The organism is Streptomyces dysideae (assembly GCF_001514305.1).
GTDB classification, from domain to species: Bacteria; Actinomycetota; Actinomycetes; order Streptomycetales; family Streptomycetaceae; genus Streptomyces; species Streptomyces dysideae.
The window spans coordinates 15,616-31,024 of the sequence record NZ_KQ949122.1; the positions used below are offsets into that span (position 1 = coordinate 15,616).

Annotated in this window: 14 protein-coding genes and 1 pseudogene; 3 read left to right on the forward strand and 12 right to left on the reverse strand. The window is 69.6% G+C overall.

The window, feature by feature from the left end:
- Positions 1-23 precede the first annotated feature (23 nt).
- Positions 24-1,211, forward strand: coding sequence for a sulfotransferase family protein (locus AQJ91_RS43090; RefSeq protein ID WP_067033943.1), 1,188 nt, complete (start codon positions 24-26; stop codon positions 1,209-1,211).
- A gap of 52 nt (positions 1,212-1,263) precedes the next feature.
- Here the strand turns inward: AQJ91_RS43090 and AQJ91_RS43095 are convergent, their stop codons facing one another.
- The 5 genes from AQJ91_RS43095 to AQJ91_RS43115 form a co-directional block, all read right to left on the reverse strand.
- Complete coding sequence (locus tag AQJ91_RS43095; protein WP_067033956.1) at positions 1,264-3,765, reverse strand: CBM35 domain-containing protein; 2,502 nt, start codon at positions 3,763-3,765, stop codon at positions 1,264-1,266.
- Between the two features lie 100 nt (positions 3,766-3,865).
- Positions 3,866-4,696 carry a carbohydrate ABC transporter permease gene (locus tag AQJ91_RS43100; protein WP_067033962.1) on the reverse strand — a complete coding sequence of 277 codons (831 nt, stop codon included), beginning with the start codon at positions 4,694-4,696 and terminating at the stop codon, positions 3,866-3,868.
- On the reverse strand, positions 4,693-5,616 hold the full coding sequence (locus AQJ91_RS43105) for a carbohydrate ABC transporter permease (protein ID WP_067033965.1): 924 nt from the start codon (positions 5,614-5,616) through the stop codon (positions 4,693-4,695). Before AQJ91_RS43105 ends, AQJ91_RS43100 begins: the two co-directional genes overlap by 4 nt.
- A 2-nt stretch (positions 5,617-5,618) precedes the next feature.
- A complete protein-coding gene (locus tag AQJ91_RS43110) occupies positions 5,619-6,947 on the reverse strand; it encodes an ABC transporter substrate-binding protein (protein ID WP_067033972.1) in 1,329 nt (442 codons plus the stop codon).
- 56 nt (positions 6,948-7,003) lie between these two features.
- A complete protein-coding gene (locus AQJ91_RS43115) occupies positions 7,004-8,041 on the reverse strand; it encodes a LacI family DNA-binding transcriptional regulator (protein WP_067033974.1) in 1,038 nt (345 codons plus the stop codon).
- 110 nt (positions 8,042-8,151) lie between these two features.
- Here AQJ91_RS43115 and AQJ91_RS43120 point away from each other — a divergent pair, with 110 nt between their 5' ends.
- Complete coding sequence (locus AQJ91_RS43120; RefSeq protein WP_067033978.1) at positions 8,152-10,278, forward strand: alpha-galactosidase; 2,127 nt, start codon at positions 8,152-8,154, stop codon at positions 10,276-10,278.
- Between the two features lie 10 nt (positions 10,279-10,288).
- Here the strand turns inward: AQJ91_RS43120 and AQJ91_RS56870 are convergent.
- Positions 10,289-10,423 (reverse strand): annotated as a pseudogene (locus tag AQJ91_RS56870) (TetR family transcriptional regulator); the annotation flags it as partial.
- 154 nt (positions 10,424-10,577) lie between these two features.
- Complete coding sequence (locus AQJ91_RS56875; protein ID WP_234383390.1) at positions 10,578-10,919, reverse strand: hypothetical protein; 342 nt, start codon at positions 10,917-10,919, stop codon at positions 10,578-10,580.
- Between AQJ91_RS56875 and AQJ91_RS56880 the strand changes: the two genes are divergently transcribed.
- Entirely contained in the window at positions 10,906-11,262 is a 357-nt protein-coding gene (locus AQJ91_RS56880) for a hypothetical protein (protein ID WP_234383391.1), read from the forward strand. The genes AQJ91_RS56875 and AQJ91_RS56880 overlap by 14 nt on opposite strands.
- 206 nt (positions 11,263-11,468) lie before the next feature.
- Here the strand turns inward: AQJ91_RS56880 and AQJ91_RS43130 are convergent, their stop codons facing one another.
- The 5 genes from AQJ91_RS43130 to AQJ91_RS43150 form a co-directional block, all read right to left on the reverse strand.
- Complete coding sequence (locus tag AQJ91_RS43130) at positions 11,469-12,038, reverse strand: hypothetical protein (protein WP_067033983.1); 570 nt, start codon at positions 12,036-12,038, stop codon at positions 11,469-11,471.
- Positions 12,039-12,083: 45 nt separating this feature from the next.
- Positions 12,084-12,632 (reverse strand): hypothetical protein, encoded by a 549-nt coding sequence (locus tag AQJ91_RS43135; RefSeq protein WP_067033986.1) that lies wholly within the window; start codon positions 12,630-12,632, stop codon positions 12,084-12,086.
- Between the two features lie 109 nt (positions 12,633-12,741).
- Positions 12,742-13,335, reverse strand: coding sequence for a hypothetical protein (locus AQJ91_RS43140; protein ID WP_067033990.1), 594 nt, complete (start codon positions 13,333-13,335; stop codon positions 12,742-12,744).
- Entirely contained in the window at positions 13,328-13,846 is a 519-nt protein-coding gene (locus tag AQJ91_RS43145; protein ID WP_067033999.1) for an RNA polymerase sigma factor, read from the reverse strand. Before AQJ91_RS43145 ends, AQJ91_RS43140 begins: the two co-directional genes overlap by 8 nt.
- 829 nt (positions 13,847-14,675) lie before the next feature.
- Positions 14,676-15,389: a glycoside hydrolase family 12 protein gene (locus tag AQJ91_RS43150; protein ID WP_067034004.1), complete on the reverse strand. Its 714-nt coding sequence runs from the start codon at positions 15,387-15,389 to the stop codon at positions 14,676-14,678.
- Positions 15,390-15,409 lie beyond the last annotated feature (20 nt).

Here is a 15,409-nt window from a genome sequence, read left to right on the forward strand (position 1 = left end):
AACCCCCGGAAGGAATCCCTCCCGTGTCCTCCACCCCTCTCCCCCTCACCCTGGCCAACCTGGCGCTCCGGCCGGTGTTCGGCGGCCGTCACACCCCCGACCGGACCTTCGAACGGCTCCTCGACCGGGCCGGGCGGGCGGACGTGGACGAGGGGTTCGCCGACGGCTTCCGGTTGCTGCTGCGCCACTGGGCCGAGGACGAGACCCTCACGCCGGTCGGCTGGATGTCCGCGCAGACCCACGTCGGCAGACACCTCGCCAACCGGGCCCGGATCCGACGGCTGATCGCCGAGCACCCGGAGATCGAGCAGGAGCCCATAGAGCGGCCGGTGTTCGTGGTGGGCCTGCCGCGCACCGCCACCACGGTCACGCACGGCGTGCTGTCGATCTCGGACGAGCACCGATGTCCCCTGCTGTGGGAACTGATGACGCCGGACCTCGCGGTACCGCCCGAGAAGCGCCGGAAGGCGATCGCGCCCGCGAAGTGGCTGGTCGGCGGAACCAACCTGTTCACGCCGCGCTTCCGCGACATCCACCCCCTGGTCGCCGAGGGCCCCGAGGAGTGCACGTTCGTCCTCCCGCACGCCCTGATGCCTCTGTCCCAGGCCCGCATCCCCGCCTACCAGGCCTGGCACTACGAGCGGGACTTCGTCCCCGACTACCAGCACCTCAAGCAGGTGTACCAGGTCCTCCAGTACGGCCGTCCGCGGCGCCGCTGGATGCTGAAGTCCCCCATGCACCTGGAGAACCTCGACGCGCTGCGCACGGTGTTCCCGGACGCCACGATCGTCTGGACCCACCGCGACCCGGCCACCGCCGTGGCCTCCTACTGCAGCCTGGTCGAGCACGGCATGGGCGTCAGCGTCCGCCCCCTCGACCTGCACCACATCGGCGCCACCTGGCTTGAACTGCTGAGCCGCTCCGCCGCGCGCGGTGTCGCGGCCCGGGCCGCCATGCCCTCGGAGGCGCTGGTGGACGTCCCGTACTCCTGGCTCGGCTCCGACCCGGCCACCGGCGCCCCCAAGCTCTACGACGCGATCGGCGCCCGCTGGACCGAGGCGGACGCGGCCCGGCTCCCCGGGGTCGTCGCCCGCCCCAAGGGCACCCGCCGGCACACCTACGACCTGTCCCGCTACGGACTGACCAAAGCCGACGTCGACGCGGCCTTCGCCGACTACGACGCGGTGCGGGAGGAGGTCGACCGGGCGTGAACGGCGGGGGCCGGCCCCGCTGGTGAGCGGAGCCGGCCCGTGTGTCCTTGGCCTAGCCGACGACGCGGCCCAGTTCGATGCGGTCGATGTTCGGTGCCCAGGCGCTCGCGTTCCCGAACGTCACCTTGTTGGAGCCCGCCTTCAGGTCGACGGGGACGCCTTGCGTCCAGTAGTCGTCCCAGCTCCAGGTGTTCTTGAAGGTGACCTTCCGGGGCGCCGCGGTCCCGACCGTGATGTCCGCCGTACGGGACATGATGTCCGTGTTGTAGGCGTGGCCGTTGTCGCGCCGGTCGTTGTGGGCGTAGTGGACGACCAGGACGTAGCGGCCGGACCGGGGTGCGTCCACCGTGAACTCGGCGGTGCTGGCGGCGCTGTTGCCGAGCCACCCGATGTAGGACCCGGCGGAGGCGTGCGCGGAGTCGACGAGTTGGGCGCCGACCGCGAGGGTGGCCGCGGCGCCCTCGTAGGAGAGCGTGCCGGCGGTCGAGCCGGCGCCGGAGACGTCGAGGGAGCGGACGGCGGCCTGCTGGGCGGTCGTCGCGACGCGGTTGTTGCCCGCGACGAGGTAGAGCCGCAGGGGCCGGCCGGGCGCCGCCGTGACCGTCTCCCCGTGCAGGGCGAGCCGCACCGGCGCCGTGGCCTGGGACACGACCGTGTAGTAGCCGTCGCGCGGGGCGTAGACGTCGAAGACCGCCTTGTCGCCGGAGCGCAGGACGAGGGCGCCGGTCCCGACCCCGGCCGAGGAGGTGTAGTCGTAGGACGGCCGGCCGCTGATGTCGGCGAGCGTGGCCTCGTACCGGGCGGCGGGCTCGGCGGTGCGGGCGGTCAGGTCGACGCGGTCGAGGGTGACCTCGGCGTCGCCCTTGGCGAGGGTCAGTGTGTGGGTGCCGGCCGGCAGATCGAGGCTGACGTCCTTCTTGGCGCGGTAGGTCCAGTTCTCGGTGGAGGGGTAGGTCACCGTGACCGGGGTGCCTCCGTCGACCGACAGCTTCTGGGTGGCCGGGGTGCCGGACTGGTTGCCGTAGAGAATCGCCAGGTCGTAGGTGCCCGCCTCAGGGACCGTCACCGTGAAGTCGACCTTGCTGGTGGCGGTGTTGAGCGAGCCGACGTCCTTGGTGCCGGAGGCCGCGTAGCCGTTGGCGTTGCTCACCGTGCCCTGGGTGTAGACCCGGCCGCCGGTGATGGCGGCTTCCTCGGCCTCGTACGACGCCGACCAGGGGACGGAGGCGGCGGCCGGAGTGCCGGAGCCGCCGGGGGTGAGGACGATCCGGTACGCCGCCATCTTGTGCAGGCCCCGCAGCGGGACGCTCACCGTGCCGTCGTCCGCGACCTGGACCTTCGTACGCGCGAGGACCCGGGGCGTCGCGTGCTGCCCCTCGTATCCGGACCAGGCGGCCTCGGCGACGGTCGCGGTGACCGTACGGCCGAAGAGGGACCGTGAGACGTTCTGGACCACGACGTCGGAGTCACCGGCCGAGCCGCCCAGCAGGACCTGGGCCTGGCGGCGCGAGGCATCGAGGGAGGCGAGGCCCTGGAGGGTGTCGATGGTGTTGGCCTGCGGCGGGGTCACCTTGACGGTGTTGCCGGTCATCCCGGCGTACCAGCGGAAGAACCACCAGCCGCCGTTGGGGATGTTGGACCGGACGACGTTGCCGTCCATGTTGCCGGCGGCGTCCCAGTAGGCCTGGTTGGCGTACACCTTGTTCCGCTCGAACATCGACACCCACTGCACGAGCTGCCCGGGGACGGACAGGTCACGGCGGTTGGCGTACTCGTCGATGTTGATCTTCAGCGGGGCTATGCCCAACTCCCGCTCGACCGAACGGTAGTTGTCGTAGTGCCCCTGGAAGTCCCGCAGCGAGCCGGAGCCCAGCTCGTGCCAGGTCATCACCTGCGGCAGGACGTTCTCACGCTTGGCGAAGGCGAGGAAGTCGGTCAACAGGCGGGTGTGGTAGGCGGCTTCGTTGGGACCGGCGATCCTGGCATCCGGGTCGATCGCGCGGATCCGCTCGTACACCGTCTTCCAGTCCTTGAAGAACCGGTCCCGGTTGGCCTCGTACTGGGCCTGGTCGGAGACGCCGAGCTGGTACCAGATCTGGTCGGGCTCATTGAACGGGATGTAGACGAAACGGTCGCTGTTCGGGTCGGCCGACACCTCCTTGACGATCTTGTCGACCTTGGGGAGGTAGTCGTCGATGCCGAGGTCCTCGTAGGGCCACTTGGCGTAGATGTCCTGCATCATGACGTTGATCTCGCCGCCGCCGTTGCGGAAGAACGACTTGGAGACCGAGAGCGCGTCGCCGTTGGGGTGCTGGGCGCCGCCCTCCGGCTTCTGCGAGATGCTGGTGATCTTCAGGGGTGCCAGGGCGGCGTCGCTGGGCACGCCGTCGTCGCTGAGGCCGTAGAGGGCGCCGTTGGCGCCGAGCATCACCGGGCCCTCGGAGGCGGCGAGGTCTACGGTGAGGCGCTGTGGGATGGGGGCACCTCCCGCTCGAGCGAAGCCGAGAGTGGGGGAGGCTGCCGCTGGTCCCGCCGCGGGGAGGGTGACTGCCATGGTGGCTGCTCCAAGTAGGGCTGTGATCAGGGCGGTTCTGGTGCGGGATCTGGTGCGGGTGGGGGTGCGGGTGGGGGTGGTCACGCTGCTGGACCTCCGGTTATTTGACGGCTCCACTGGTGATTCCGGACACGATCTTTCGCTGGCCGACGAGGAACACGGCGACCATCGGCAGGCTCATCACCACGACGTACGCGAAGACGAGATGCCAGTTGTTGAGGTAGAGCTGGGCGCTGGCGACCTGGTAGAGATTCAGCGGGAGGGTCGCCCGGTCTCCGCCGCCGAGGATGAAGAAGGCGTAGAAGATGTCGCTCCAGGCGTAGAGCATCACCATGATCGTCGCGGTGGCGATGACAGGCCTGAGCAGCGGGAGGACGATCCGCAGGAAGATGCGGGCCGGTTTCGCGCCGTCGATGCGCGCGGCCTCCTCCAGCTCCATGGGGATGGCGCGGATGAAGCCGGTCATGAAGAAGATCGACGTGGAGAGGTACATCCCGGTGTAGACGGCGATCATGCCCGGCCGGGTGTTCGCGAGCCCGAGCTGCCGCAGCTCCATGACGATGGTGATGACGGCGGGCGGCAGCAGCAGTCCGCTGATGCACAGCGCGTACGCCGCCGAGACCAGCTTGGACTTGCGGCGGGCGAAGACCCAGGCGGCGCCGGCCCCGAGGAGCAGGACGAGGACGACGGAAGGCACCACGACGAGCAGGGAGTTGACGAAGCCGCGCAGCATCTCCCCCTGGCTGACCGCGTCTTCGTAGTTGCTGCCGGGCTGCCAGTGCCGCGGCAGGTCGAGGTTGGGTTTGATGGCCTCCGCCTGCGGCTTGGCGGAGGTGACGGCGACCAGCCACAGCGGTACGCCGACGGCCAGACCTGCGAGGAGGAGGACAAGGGCAGGACGGCCGTACCGCCATGCAACGGCCGGGTTCACAGCAGCTGCTCCCTTCGCCGCAGGCCGACGACCAGCGGGATCGCGACGGCGACCACCACCAGGAAGAGGACGAGGCTCATCGCGGAGGCCTGGGCGTACAGGCCCTGGCCGAAGATCCGGAACATGTAGATGTTGAAGACCTCCGTGGAGGCCGCGGGGCCGCCGCCGGTCGTGGCCTGCACGATGTCGAAGGTGTTCATCGAGCCGATCAGCGCGGTGGTGACGTTGAAGGTGACGGCGGGCGCGAGCATCGGCCGGCGCACCGACCAGAAGGTCCGCCACGGCCCGGCGCCGTCGCACTTCGAGGCCTCCAGCATCTCGCCGGGAATGCCCTTCAGCCCCGCCAGATAGATCAGCATCGACAGGCCCATCCACTTCCAGCCGTGGATGAGGGTGACCACGACCAGCGTCCAGGTAGTCGAGCCCAGCCACGGAATGTCCGTGCCGAGCACCGAGTTGAGGGCGCCGTCCTGGTCGAGGAGTGCCTGGAAGACGTAACCGGTGGCGAGCGCGGAGATGAGCACCGGCAGGAAGAAGACGGCGCGGAAGAACCGGTTGAAGCGGGTGTCGGACTCCAGCAGCAGCGCCAGCACCAGCCCGAAGCCGTTCTGGAACAGCGCCGCCAGCAGGGCGTACAGCAGGGTCGTGCGGATCGCGCGGAGCAGGGAGCCGTCGTCGGCGATGGTCCTGAAGTTGTCGAGGCCGGTGAAGGCGATGTCCGCGTGGTAGGAGGACCAGTTGGTGAACGGGTAGTAGAAGTTGAGCAGGTTGGGCACCAGGAAGAAGCCCGCGAAGACGACGATCGCGGGGAGCGCGAACCACCAGGGGTGGTGAACGGCGGCGCGGGGCAGTCGGCCCACGCCCTTCGGTGCGCCCTGCGCGGACGGCTGCTTTCGCGTACGTACGACCGTGTCCGCCATCGCTAGAACCCGGACGCGCCCTGGGCCTTGGCCACCTGCGCGAACTGGTCCTGGATCGCCTGCGCGACCTGCTGCGGGCTCTTCTTTCCGTAGATCATGTCGGCGAGGTAGAGGTGCGTGTCGGGGGCGACGATCGCCTTGGCCTGGAAGACGCCGATGGCCGTGGGCAGGGCCTCGACCTGGTCCTTGGAGGCCTGCGGCAGCCCGTCGGGGGTGGGCACGGACGGCTGCACGGACGGGATCTTCATCGCCTTGATGTAGTCGGCGTAGTTCGGGCCGAGCCAGAAGGCGAGGAACTGCCGGGCGGCGTTCTGCCGCTTCTCGTCGCCGGTCTTGAAGGCGACGACGCCGTTGGTCTGGTCGGGCGAGTACATGCCGGTCGCGGTGGAGTTGGCGACCGGGAACCAGCCGATCTTCTCGTCGATCTCGGCGGTGGAGTACTTGGCCTGCAACTGGCTCTGGAAGGAGGTGACGTTGAGGACCATGCCGGCCTCGCCCTTCCACAGTGCGTCGGCCTGTCCGGTGAAGGTGCCCGTGCGGTAGTTCTTCTGGGCGAGTCCGGCGTCGAGCAACTTCTCCTTGTACTTCTTGACCGCGGCGACCACAACCGGGTCGGTCCACTTCTCCTTGTTGTGGTTCAGCCCGTCCCACCACTGCTTGTCGAGGTCGGTGAGCTGGACCTGCATCTGCCACTGCAGGGGCCACTTGTCGCCGCCGGCCTCGTAGAAGCCGGCCGCGTCGGTCTTGTCCGTGACGGTGCGGCCGAGGGCCAGGAGATCGTCGTACGACTTGGGGAAGTCCTGCTCGCTCAGCCCGGCCTGCTTGAAGACGTCCTTGTTGTAGTAGACGCCGAGCATGGCGGGGCTGGTGACGATCGCCGCGTACCGCTTGCCGTCGATCATGCCGAGGGACTTCTCGGTGTCGCCGAGCCGATCCTCCCACTCCTCCCCGTCGAGGGTGAGGAGGTTCTGCTGCGGCTGGATGAACGGCAGCGTGGAGATGGACGGCTGCCAGAACATCAGGTCGGGGCGGTCGCCGGAGGCGAGCTTGGTGGGCACGTTCTGCTCGTAGAGGTCCGGGATGGCCTGGGTCTCCACCTCGGCGCCGGTGGCCTTCTCGAAGGCGTCGATGACCCGCTTGGGTGCGTTGACCGTGTTCTGCGCGGTCCACATGGTCAACTTCACGCCGTCGAGACGGGCGGTCGGGTTCACGGCCGTCTGCTGGGCGTCATCCGCGCCGGAGTCACCGGCGGTGGGGTCGCTGCACGCGGTGGCGGCCAGGGCGGAGATGCATATCAGGGCCAGCGCGGGGAGAGCTCTTCTCTTCGTCATCACGTATCCCAAGTGCCTTTCGCGGACGGGTGGTTCAGGACGGCGGTGCCGAGATCTCAGTCGTGGGCGGGCGGCGGCCCCGAGCTCTCCCGCACCACCAGTTCCGGTACCGAGACGGGGTGCGGGGCGATCCGCGCGGACTCCTCCAGCACCCCGTGCAGCAGGGCGAACGCCGACCGTCCGAGGCCGGTGAAGTCGAGGCGTACGGTCGTCAGCGACGGGGTCAGATAGGCGGAGTGCGGGGCGTCGTCGAACCCGGCCACGCTGACCTCGCCCGGGACGGACCGGCCGGACTCGTGCAGGGCGCGCAGCACCCCGAGCGCCAGGTCGTCGTTGCCGCACAGGATCGCCGTGACGGCCGGGTCCTTGGCCAGCCTGCGGCCCGCCGCATGACCGCCCGCCGGGCCCCAACTCCCCTGCACGGGACGGGGTTCCGGGGCTCCGGCCTCCTTCAGCGCCTGCCGCCAGCCGGTGGTGCGGGCGCTGGTGCGCCGGGTGCTGGACGGGATGGCGACGTAGTGCACGGTCTCGTGGCCGAGGGCGAGCAGATGCCGGGTCGCCTGGTAGGCGGCCTCGCGGTCGTCGGCCCACACCCAGGGGTGGCCGGGGTCGGGCGGGGTCGCGGGGGTCTCGACCACGCCGACGACCGGCAGCTCGGCGGGGACGGCACCCAACGCCCGTACACCGGCCGGATCGTAGGCGATCACGATCAGTCCGCCGCCCGCGTCGGCGGCCCGCTGCACCTCGGCGGCGACCGCGGCCTCGTCGGCCGACTCGAGGACGCCTATCCCGACGGCGTAGCTCGCGGCGCGGGCGGCCTCCTCGATGCCCTGGAGGATCGAGGCGTAGCCGTAGTGGGTGGTGTTGGCGGTGAGCACGGTCACGGCCCGGGTACGGCCGCTGGCCAGGGCGAGCGCGGTGGCGTTGCGGCGGAAGCCCAGCTCGTCGATGGCGGCGAGCACCCGTTCCCGGGTGGACGGCTTGACGCTGGGATGGCCGTTGATCACCCGGGAGACGGTCTGGTAGGAGACCCCGGCCGCCGTCGCGACGTCCCTGATGCTCGCCGGGCGCCTTGTGTGACCGGTCACATTCATGCCAGGATTGTGACCGGTCACACAGGGGCCGTCAAGAGACCGTAACGATGGATTCACTCGGCTGACCCAGATGGAGGAACACATTGACCGGTACGGCGGATTCGGCGCGTATGGCCTCCAACCACCCGGCATTCGGGTTCAGTTGGGGGCATTCGGCACTGGAGGCCGAGTTCGCGACCGCCTCGGACGGGACCCTGCGACTGGTACGGCTGGCGCTCCCCCACTCTCAACTTCGTTCGAGCGGGGGGACCCCCATCGGTGACCCGGAATCCGCTGACCTCGAATCCGCCCTACCCCTCGTCGAGTTGACGGCCCTCGGCCATGGCAGCGGCTGGTCGGGCCCGCGTTTCACGGGCACGGCCTTCGGTTCGCGGCTGAGATACCGGGATCACCGCAGCGGCTCGGAGTCGCTGACCGTCGAACTCCACGACCCGGTGACCGGATTGACGGCGTTCGTCGAGCTGTCCTCCCCCACCGGCCTGCCCGTCCTCCGCTCCCGAGTCCGGCTCCGCAACGACGGTACCGAACCTCTCGTCGTCCAGTCGGTCAGCAGTCTGCTGCTCGGCGGGCTGCCGTCGCCGGACGCGCTGGACGTGCACCGGGCCCGCAACGACTGGCTCGCGGAGTGCCGTTGGTACGCCGAGCCGCTGCGCGCCGCCGTCGCCGACATCAGCAGGGACGTCCACCAGCACGACAGCCGGGCCGCCCTCGTCCTCGCCGGGCGCGGCAGCTGGTCCAGCGACGGTCATCTGCCGATGGGGGCGCTGGTGGAGCGGGGCGGCGGACGGGCCTGGGCGTGGCAGGTGGAGTCCCCGGCCGGCTGGCGCTGGGACCTGGGCGAACGCGGCCACGGTACGTATCTGGCGCTGAACGGTCCCAGGGACGCGGAGCACCAGTGGCGGGTACGGCTGGCTCCGGGTGCGGAGCACACCACCGTGCCGGCCGCCCTGGCTCTCGGCTCCGGGCTCGACGAGGCGATGGGCGCCCTGACCTCGTACCGGCGTGCCGTGCGCCGCCCACACCCGGACCACTCGGCCCTCCCCGTGGTCTTCAACGACTACATGAACACGCTGATGGGCGACCCGACGACGGAGAAGCTGCTGCCGTTGATCGACGCGGCGGCCGAGGCGGGCGCGGAGTACTTCTGCATCGACTCGGGCTGGTACGACGACGACACCGAGGGCTGGTGGGACAGCGTCGGCGAGTGGCTGCCGTCGCCGCGCCGCTTTCCCGACGGCGGTATCCAGGCGGTCCTGGAGCGGATCCGGGAGCGCGGGATGGTGCCCGGGCTGTGGCTGGAGCCGGAGGTGGTGGGCGTACGCAGTCCGGTCGCGTCGGCGCTGCCGCCGGAGGCCTTCTTCCAGCGGGACGGTGTCCGTCTCGCCGAGCAGGGCCGCCACCAGCTCGACCTGCGGCACCCGGCCGCCCGCGCGCACCTCGACAAGGCGGTGGACCGGATCGTCGGCGACTGGGGCGTCGGCTATCTCAAGCTGGACTACAACGTCGTGATCGACCCCGGCACCTGCGCTCCCGGCGACCTCGCCCCGGGCGCCGGTCTGCTCGGCCACGCGCAGGCCTACCTGGACTGGCTGTCCGACGTGCTGGACCGCCACCCGGGCCTGGTGATCGAGAACTGCGCCTCCGGCGGCATGCGGATGGACGGCGCCACCCTGGCCGTCGCCCAGCTCCAGTCCACCAGCGACCAGCAGGACCCCCTGCGCTACCCGCCCATCGCCGCGTCCGCGCCCACGGCGGTGCCGCCGGAGCAGGGTGCCGTCTGGGCGTACCCGCAGCCGGAGTTCGAGGACGACCTGATCACCTTCACCCTGGGCGGGGCGCTGCTCGGCCGGATCCATCTCTCCGGCCATCTCAACCGCATGTCCGGGCAGCAACTCGCCCTCGTACGGGACGCCGTGGACACGTACAAGGCGATCCGCGGGGATCTCGCCCGGGCCGTCCCCTTCTGGCCGCTGGGCCTGCCCGGATGGACGGACGAGTGGCTGGCGCTGGGCATGCGGGTGCCGGACGGGCCGTCGTACGTGTCGGTGTGGCGGCGCGACGGAGAGAGCGAACTGCGGTTGCCGGTACGGCACTTGGCGGGGCGTAGGGCCGCGGCGATGGTCCTGCACCCGTCCGCCCCGTCCGCCGGCGCGGCGATCTGGGACGGGGACGCCCTGCGGGTGTCGCTGCCGCACGCGCCGGGCGCGCTGCTGATCCGGCTCACTGCGGGCGAGTAAGGGAGCGGTTTCACGGCAACGCCGCCGCCACCAGCCTGCGGATCTCCTGGTCGAACACGCTTCCGCCATGCACCAGGCGATCGAAGACCAGCCCATCCACGCAGGTGAGCAACGTGACAGTGCGATCCCCAGCGTCCGCGAGGCCGTGACGGTGGCCGCACCCGTCTCCGCACCGGCCCGACCAGCAAGATCACGATCCAGAGCTGGAGTACTGAGCCACGGCATTGGCCCGTGGACGACGGGGGGTTGGGTGTCCCGGGCACCCGTTGAGCCGCGACCGGGTGGACGACGTGGTCCCGTCAGGGCCTGTACAGCGACTTCAGGCTGGTCACCTGACCCGCTCCGTCGAAGACCAGGTCGTACCCGATGCCGTCGTAGAGGCCGGAGTCCAGCTGGTTCAGCAGGGTGACGAACCGGGCCGGGGAGTACGGCAGCAGCTCGGCGCGGCCGGCCCCGGCAACCTCGTCGCGAACCGGGCAGGTCAGCAGAGCCTGGGCGTCCTTGGCCATGGGCACCGTGGTGAACGGGTCCGTGCCCGGGGTGATCTCCCAGGTGTCGAACTGGGTGTTGATCTTCTTCTGGGCGGGCCGCACCGACAGATAGGTCAGTCCGTCCTCGGTCCAGGCCTTGTTGATCGTCACGAACTGCTGGGTGTCAGCAAAGGGGGCCTGGCTGGTCGAGGCCGACGTGTCCTTTGCCGCCTCGCTGCTGTCGGACCGGGTGCCCGAATTCCCGGCGGGCGCGGAAGGCGACGCCTTCTTCTCGGCCTCGGCAGGGTCCGCGGAATCTTTGACGCCATTAGGCCGGGCGTCCGTCTTGTCGGCCGACGCGGAAGATGACGCCGGCTTTGCGGCCGCGGCGGATTCCATTCCATCCGCGGGCTTCTGGCTGCACCCGGTCAGAGTAAGGGCGCCGAGAGCGACAACGGTGAGCCAGCGCTTGGCGGTCCGGCGGCGTGAGATGTTCATCGTCAACTGCTCCTGAAAACCGGTGTGGTTGGGTTACATGGTCTCTACGTCCCACACCTCCACCGGGTTGCATCCCGGTCGGATTTCTATTTTGGGAGTTTCACGAGCGCACCGAACTGTGATGTCGCCGCATCCCCACGCAAAGATCCCGGCCGATCAAGAAGATCGGCCGGGATCTCGTCATCCGTTCCCGAACGAACTCAGGAACTGCCGTTGATTACCTCACTTGACGGTCAGCCAGAAGGCCTCCCTCAGCGATTGGACTCGGCCCTCGCCGTCGTAGTCGACGGCGAACACCCACCGCGGTCCGGTACCCAACCGGCCCAGCAGTTCCCCCAGCCGCATGTCCGCCGGCTTCCCGTCGGTCACATGCTTCACCTCCACCGGGGTCTGCGTCGGTACGGTCACCTTGTGCACCACTCCGGTACGAAGCTGCTCCACGGTGACCTGGACCGTATCCCCCTCCAGCAGCACCACGTCGTACACGTAGCCGAACTCGCTGGCGTACTCCTCGCCCGGGGCCGGCGTCGGGGGCACGAACCGTGAAGTGCTCGGCGCTGTCGGCCTCACGGCGGCTGGTGCCGGCTGTGGACCGAGCCCGACCAGCGACAGGACGCCCACGGCCAGAGCCGTGGTCAGCACCACGCCACCCGATGTCAGAACCGCCTGCTTGCGCCGCCGCCGCTGATCGCCGCGTGCCCTGATCCGCTCCGCGGCCGGCGGCACGGCGAACCGCTGACCCGAGGCGGCAAGATCGGCGAGGTGATCCCCCAACCCGGTCTCGTCAACCATGCGCCACCTCCTCCGCGGTCCCCATGAGGCCCAGGCGTGCGCGACTCACGGCCTGAATAGGGACTGCAGCTTGGCTATCTGACCCTCTCCGTCGAAGCTCAGGTCGTACCCGATGCCTGCAGAGAGCCCGGAGTCCAGTTGCGTCAGCAGGGTGACGAACTCGGCCTGGGAGGACGGCAGAGGCTCGCCCCGGCTGGCACCGGACGCGTCGTCGCCTCGGACCGGGACCGTCAGCAGAACCCGGGCGTCCTTGGCCATGGTCACCGTGGTGAAGGCCCCCGTGCCGGGGATGATCTCCCAGGTGTCGAACTGGGTGTTGACCTTCTTCTGGGCGGGCCGCACCGACAGATAGGTCAGTCCGCCCTCGGTCCAGGCCTTGTCGATCGTCACGAACTGCTTGGTTCCCGCCCACGGGGTCTTACTGGTCGACGGGGCGGCCGTCTGGTCACTGCCGGCCTGTGCGGTGTCCGCCGCCGCGATCGCGGCGGGATCCGTGGACTCCTTGTCGCTCTCGCCGCATCCGGTCAGGACAAGGGCGCCGAAGGCGACGACGGTGAGCAGGCGCAGGGTGGCGCGGCGGTGTGAGGCAGACATGGTCAACGTTCTCCTGGAAGCCGGTGTGGTGGGGTTACACGGTCTCTACGCCGCACACCGTCCCCCGGGTTGCATCCCGGTCAGATTTCTTCGGGGCCTCTGCCGAAGCTCACTCGACGGTCAGCCAGAACGCTTCCCGCAGCGATTGAATGCGGCCCTCGCCGTCGTAGTCGACGGCGAACACCCACCGTGGCCCGCCACGCAGCCGGTCCACCAGCTCCCCCAACCGCATGTCCCCCGGCTTCCCACCGGCCACCTGCTCCACCTCGACCGGGGTCTGCGGCGACAGGGTCACCTTGTGCACCACTCCGGTGGGCACGGCCGTTCCCCGCTCGGTACGAAGCTGCTTCACGGTGACCTGGACCCCGTCCGCCAGCACCATCGCGTCGTACACATAGCCGATCTCGCTGGCGTACTCCTCACCCGGGGCCGGCGTCGGGGGCACGAACTGGGGAGCGTTCCGCGACGGCGTCGGCTTCGCGACGCTCGGTGGCGACTCCGGGCCGGGCCGGACCAGCGACAGGCCTCCCACGGCGACGGCAGCGGCCAGCAGCACGCCGCCCGACATCTGTGCTGCCCGCTTACGGCGCCGACGCCGGTCACCGCGCACCCGGATCTGCTCCGCGGCCATCGGCTCGGCGAACCGCCGGCCCTCGGCGGCAAGACCGGCAAGGTGATCATCCAAGCTGGTCTCGTCAACCATGCTCCACCTCCGTAACTCGGCCCGCCCGCGGATCCAGCTCAGTGTCGGCCAGAATCCTTGCCAGCGCGGCCCGACCCCGGCTCAGCTGTGCCTTGACCGTACCGACGGGGCAGTTGGTCTCGGCGGCCACCTGCTTCACCTCCAGATCGCACAGGTGGTGGAGCACGATGGCCCGTCGCTGCGCCGCGGGGATCTGCCGCAGCGCCTGCACCAGCAGCACGTGGTGGGTGTCCGGCGGCGGTACGTTCGGGGGCGGGCCCTGGCGCCGCGCGAAGGAGAGCGAGGTTCGCACGCGTCGCCACCGGCTGACCGCCAGCCGCCAGGCCACGGTACGCACCCATGCCTCGGGCGCACCGTCCTTGTCCAGCTGGGCCCGGTGCTCCCAGGCCCGGACGAAGGCTTCCTGGACCACGTCCTGCGCCTCAGTGCGGTCGCCGATCATGGCGTACAGCTGGCCGATGAGCCGCCCCACGCTCCCGGCATAAAAGGCGTCGAACGCCTGCTCGTCCATCCCCCGCCTGCGGTTCCTGGTGGCCGTACATCTGTTCAATCATGCGAACGATGCCACCTGGCAGGCTTGTGGCGCAAGGAGCCCGTCACACCACCGAGACCTGCGACGACGGCAGGGTGAACGTGATCACCGGCACGTGCAGGTCCGACGCAAACGACAGCATCGCCCCCTGGCCCGGCCTGCCAGAGCCGCCCGTGGTGAACTGGCCCGCTCCACCGACGACGAACCGGCGGACGAGATCCAGCGCCTGTTCGTGGCTATCGCTGTCCGACCCACTTCCAGTTCGGCAGCACGGAGGAAAAGCAGGCCGCGCTCGACCTCTTCGACACCCGTGCGAGGACCATCGATTACCGCAACGAAGCGCTCCTGAACGTGGGTGACTCTGAATGCGACATGGCCGCGGCCCGCTATGAGGACGAGACCGCGGCCTCCCTGGCTGACTGCCTGGCCAACAGGGCGAGGCTCACAAGGAGGTCATCCCCCAGCTCATGGAGCATGCGGTCAACAACTGACGGCGTCGGCGTTGTTCATTGTGAGCTGTCAGCCGAGCGGCTCATCCGTGATTCTGCGGCGGAGGATGCCGATCTGAACGGGCGACAGCCCGCACGATGCAGCGGTCCGTCTGTCCACGCCGCCGATGACGGCGGTTCCGCGGAGGCGGGCTCCGTCCGCAGCCTGAGCGGGAGTAAATCCCTGATGTCGCCCCCCGACCCGACCGAGGTACGACGAACGGCGCCGCGCCCGTGCTCCCTGCACGGGTATGGAGCATGGGCCTGCCCAGACCCGGGCCGGCGCCGTATGGGGGAACGGCGCCGGCTCGGCTGTTCGGTCAGCTGCTGCTGACCGTCAGGTTGTTCGTGGCGAAGTCCAGGCCGCCGGACGACGAGGTGATCTCGAAGCCGAACTGGACGTCACCGATGGTCTCGTTGCCCATCCAGCCCTTGGTGTCCTTGATCCACTTGAGGATCGGCAGGATGTTGACGTTGCCGGAGTTGGAGTCGGAGGTCCGCAGGAACGAGAAGACCTCGTTGGCTCCGTTGTCGCCCTTGTAGACGTTCCAGGAGTGGCCGCCGAGCGTGACACTGCCCTGCGAGGTGCCCAGCGGGCCGACGGCGCCGTTGTAGTTGACCCAGAGCATGATCTCGTAGTCGTAGTCCGTGTCCCAGATGTCGTACGACGTGTTGTACGCGCCGGACGACGGGACGCTGACGTTGTAGCTGCTGGAGAGCGAACCCAGCGAGGTGATCGTCTTGTTGACCACCTTCTTGGAGTTCGGGTACGACTTGATGCCGCCGGTGTTGGGGTGGTTGGCCCAGACGCCCCAGCTGGTGCCGGAGTTGGCCCAGATGCACTGGCTGCCGGCGCCGGAGCCCCAGATGTTGTTGTAGAGCGTGTAGCCGTTGAGACTGGTGTTGCCCCACTGGTCGCAGGAGTACCAGACGGCGGCGGAGGCGGGTGCGGCGGCGAGGCCGATGGTGGCGCCGAGCGCGAGCGCCGGGGCCAGGAGGGCCTTGCTGACCTTGCTCAGAGTGCGTGTTGCCATGGTGTCCCTTCCATGGGTGG

What these genes read in the sequence shown, in the direction of transcription:
- AQJ91_RS43095 (WP_067033956.1), bottom strand. Translation starts at nt 3,765, where the DNA reads ATGGCAGTCACCCTCCCCGCGGCGGGACCAGCGGCAGCCTCCCCCACT.
- AQJ91_RS43105 (WP_067033965.1), bottom strand. Translation starts at nt 5,616, where the DNA reads ATGGCGGACACGGTCGTACGTACGCGAAAGCAGCCGTCCGCGCAGGGC.
- AQJ91_RS43110 (WP_067033972.1), bottom strand. Translation starts at nt 6,947, where the DNA reads ATGACGAAGAGAAGAGCTCTCCCCGCGCTGGCCCTGATATGCATCTCC.
- AQJ91_RS43115 (WP_067033974.1), bottom strand. Translation starts at nt 8,041, where the DNA reads ATGAATGTGACCGGTCACACAAGGCGCCCGGCGAGCATCAGGGACGTC.
- AQJ91_RS43120 (WP_067033978.1), top strand. Translation starts at nt 8,152, where the DNA reads ATGGCCTCCAACCACCCGGCATTCGGGTTCAGTTGGGGGCATTCGGCA.
- AQJ91_RS43130 (WP_067033983.1), bottom strand. Translation starts at nt 12,038, where the DNA reads ATGGTTGACGAGACCGGGTTGGGGGATCACCTCGCCGATCTTGCCGCC.
- AQJ91_RS43135 (WP_067033986.1), bottom strand. Translation starts at nt 12,632, where the DNA reads ATGTCTGCCTCACACCGCCGCGCCACCCTGCGCCTGCTCACCGTCGTC.
- AQJ91_RS43140 (WP_067033990.1), bottom strand. Translation starts at nt 13,335, where the DNA reads ATGGTTGACGAGACCAGCTTGGATGATCACCTTGCCGGTCTTGCCGCC.
- AQJ91_RS43145 (WP_067033999.1), bottom strand. Translation starts at nt 13,846, where the DNA reads ATGGACGAGCAGGCGTTCGACGCCTTTTATGCCGGGAGCGTGGGGCGG.
- AQJ91_RS43150 (WP_067034004.1), bottom strand. Translation starts at nt 15,389, where the DNA reads ATGGCAACACGCACTCTGAGCAAGGTCAGCAAGGCCCTCCTGGCCCCG.